Annotated in this window: 3 protein-coding genes and 1 rRNA gene; 2 read left to right on the top strand and 2 right to left on the bottom strand. The window is 29.7% G+C overall.

All coding sequences use genetic code 11. The features are described from left to right. A 16S ribosomal RNA gene (locus HOH73_02250) occupies positions 1–294 on the top strand; the annotation flags it as partial. 771 nt (positions 295–1,065) lie between these two features. Here the strand turns inward: HOH73_02250 and ddpX are convergent. Beyond that, positions 1,066–1,605: a D-alanyl-D-alanine dipeptidase gene (gene ddpX, locus HOH73_02245; protein MBT5827681.1), complete on the bottom strand. Its 540-nt coding sequence runs from the start codon at positions 1,603–1,605 to the stop codon at positions 1,066–1,068. Between ddpX and HOH73_02240 the strand changes: the two genes are divergently transcribed. Beyond that, a complete protein-coding gene (locus tag HOH73_02240; GenBank protein MBT5827680.1) occupies positions 1,604–2,086 on the top strand; it encodes an ankyrin repeat domain-containing protein in 483 nt (160 codons plus the stop codon). The genes ddpX and HOH73_02240 overlap by 2 nt on opposite strands. Before the next feature lie 26 nt (positions 2,087–2,112). On the opposite strand, the gene rph is transcribed toward HOH73_02240, so the two are convergent. Continuing rightward, entirely contained in the window at positions 2,113–2,832 is a 720-nt protein-coding gene (rph, locus tag HOH73_02235) for a ribonuclease PH (protein MBT5827679.1), read from the bottom strand. Positions 2,833–3,332: the final 500 nt, after the last annotated feature.

The raw sequence follows: 3,332 nt of genomic DNA, 5'->3' as shown, positions 1-3,332 counted from the left end.
CAATGAGATGCAATATGGCAACATGGAGCAAATCTAAAAAGTCCGTCTCAGTTCGGATTGCACTCTGCAACTCGAGTGCATGAAGTTGGAATCGCTAGTAATCGCGGATCAGCATGCCGCGGTGAATACGTTCCCGGGCCTTGTACACACTGCCCGTCACGCCATGGGAGTTGATTCTACCCGAAGCCGGTGAGCTAACCGCAAGGAAGCAGCCGTCCACGGTAGGGTCAGCGACTGGGGTGAAGTCGTAACAAGGTAGCTGTAGGGGAACCTGCGGCTGGATTACCTCCTAAAAACTTTTGGTGTTACAGACTTGATCTGTAGCTATCAAAAGTTTACTAAAAATGATGTCTCGCTATCCTTAATTTTCTCGAACAAATTTACTTTATTGATTTTCTTATTTTATTTTCATTTTACTTCATATCAAACCAATCTTATATTTAGTTATTGATAGCGTTTGAATAGTTTAGTGCATGTTAATTATATATTTATTCTCAAATTTCTACTATTTTACTTTATTGTAAATATAGCTACCCTCACTATATTTTGCGCAATGTATTGGAGCGCTTATGTTATTGCTAAAGGATATCAAGCTAACTAATCTAATTTCTATTAAGTTATTTTTATAGCTAAAGAGTTGAAAGTTAATATGCAAAAAATATTAGATTATAATTTAATAATTTCTTTCTTGTTAATTGTAATTTTTATCTAAATTTAATTAGAATTTATATTCAGCTAGATGATTATACGGACAAATATTTAGTTTGCTAAGATTGTAAATATTTTAATATTTAATTATATTTTCGTATTTGCAAATTTACCAGCCTAGATCTTATTTTATGTGTGACTAGGTATTAGCTTAATAATATAATAGTTGTTTTAATATATGTCTGTAAATAAAAGGAAATAAAAAACTGTAAATTGTTATGTATAATATTTTAGAATAGTTGAAATTGTAGCTTTTGTCGGCTCCTTAGTCTAGCTAACTGCTTGTTAATGATTTTTATATTTTATTAAAAACTTGCTAATTTTAGTGCAAACCTTGTTAGGTATTTATACTTAAAATTATATTTTGTGAAAAATATCACCACTAATAATGCTGTACTCTCTTGGATTAAATAATTGGTAATGCCACCACTCATTTGTAAAAAAATCCCATCCTGCCTCCGTCATTATTGCCAATAAGAGTAATCTATTTTTTTGAGCTTTAAGTGTTATTTCTCTATTACCATGAAAAGCTAGTGGAGAAAAGTGATCAAATTCAGTGCCCATATCTAATTCAATATTATTTGAATCAACAAGTGTTAAATCAACTGCTATACCTCTACAATGAGGTATAGAGCCTGTATCTGGATTCGAAACAAATTCTTGGTCATAACTAAATAAGATTTTTTGTACCTCTACAGGCCTATACGCATCAAAGATCTTCAATTTTAAATTAAAATTTTCTGCAATTTTACTAGCTTCTATTAGCTTTTTAGATGCATCAACATGTAAGTAGCATAAAGATTCTTTATAGAGCTTTTGCTTTACAAAATTTTGTTTTGTGGCATATTTGAGGTCTATTAATAAATTTTTATCATTAGCTTTAACTTGTTTTAACATGAGAAAAATAAAGAATATTTTTAATAAGAAGGAAAAACTAGAATGTGATATTAAGCAAGCTATTTTAGATAATAACTTAACAATGCTTAAATATTATTTAAATAATTCTGCTGTTAATATTAACAAAACAGACCAAAATTATTTTAGTTTATTAGATTTTGCCTGCTTAAATCGTAGAGTGGCTGTAATGAAATTCCTGATTTCATACAATGCCAGGTTGGGGGTCCTGTTATTCCAAATTGAAAGTGAAGTTAAGTTTCTAACTGTTATTAATGATCTTAAAGATGCAGAATATGACTTTAATAATGTGGATAAATTAGGTTTTACACCAATTTATTATGCACATATTATGAACTTTAAAAAAGCCTACAGTAAATTAGTATCATATAATGCTAAGCAAGTAGATTTTGACAAACCTGAAGATAATGAAGTAACTCGCTTTACAAAAGAAAGGGTAAAAATTTTAGTAGGCACGTCCTAAAATATTTTACACTTAGACCTTAAAATTTAAGAGTTATTTATTGCTTCATTTTGCAAATTAAATATTTTGTTGCATCCGGCTTCAGCCAATTCATACATCTGATCTAGCTCATCTTTGCTAAATGTATCTCCTTCTGCACTAGCTTGGATCTCTATAATTTTTTTATCAGCAGATAAAATAAAATTTGCATCTACATCAATATTAGAGTCCTCAAGATAGTCTAAATCTATAATTGCCTGATTAGCTGAAATGCCACATGAAATAGCAGCAATATTTTTTTTAAGTGGACTCTCTTTTAAAACTCCTTCCTTTAAAAGCTTCCTAATACATAGAGCTAAAGCGACATAGCCACCACTTATAGCTGCAGTTCTTGTGCCACCATCAGCCTGCAATACATCGCAATCAATAAATATTTGTCTTTCTCCTAATATTGATAAGTCTATTGCTGAGCGTAAACTTCTACCAATTAATCTTTGTATTTCCTGGGTGCGTCCACTAATTTTACCAGTGCTTGACTCCCTATTAATTCTGCTATGGGTGGAGCGAGGTAACATAGAATATGTAGCGGTTAACCAGCCTTGGTTTTTACCTCTTAAAAATCTAGGTATTTCAGTTTCAAAACTAGCAGTGCATAAGATTTTTGTCTGACCAAAATTTATTATACAAGAGCCTTCAGCATGGCAATTAACATTAGTTTCTATGGTGATTTCTCTGGTTTCAGCAAAGTTTCTATTTGATAAACGCATAATTAGTAATTAAATTTATCCTATTATTATGCATGTTATTTTTTATTAGCCAGAGCTATTTTAATAATTATATTATTTCTTATTATATTAATTAGATTGTTTTATCTAAAGCCTTTCAATGAAGTTTGCTTAAATTATGTTTGTTTAATTATTGTGAGTGTAAGAAAAACATCACAAATCATCTATGATAGTAAGCAGCTAATAATTTAGTAAAATAGTTGCTAATGGAGAGCTGAAAATAACATAAGATATAGTTATTTACTTATCATAAAATGAGGTAAGTATTTTTAATTATATGTTAAATTGTAATTACTTAAATAATTTGCTTTGCAAATTCGCAAGATTGATTATAATGAAGTTGCTTTATTTAATTAATCACAAATAAAATGTCAGAGCAATCAACAAAAAACACTAAAGATTCAGAGCTTAACAACGAAATTAATAAGAATGAATCATTTGTTAAAAAAGTAGGTAAAGAACCTTTAGAGCCAGAAAACAAT

The organism is Alphaproteobacteria bacterium (assembly GCA_018667735.1).
GTDB lineage: Bacteria > Pseudomonadota > Alphaproteobacteria > Rickettsiales > JABIRX01 > JABIRX01.
The sequence above is the reverse complement of the archived record's forward strand: the minus strand, read 5'-3'. Positions and strand labels throughout refer to the sequence as shown.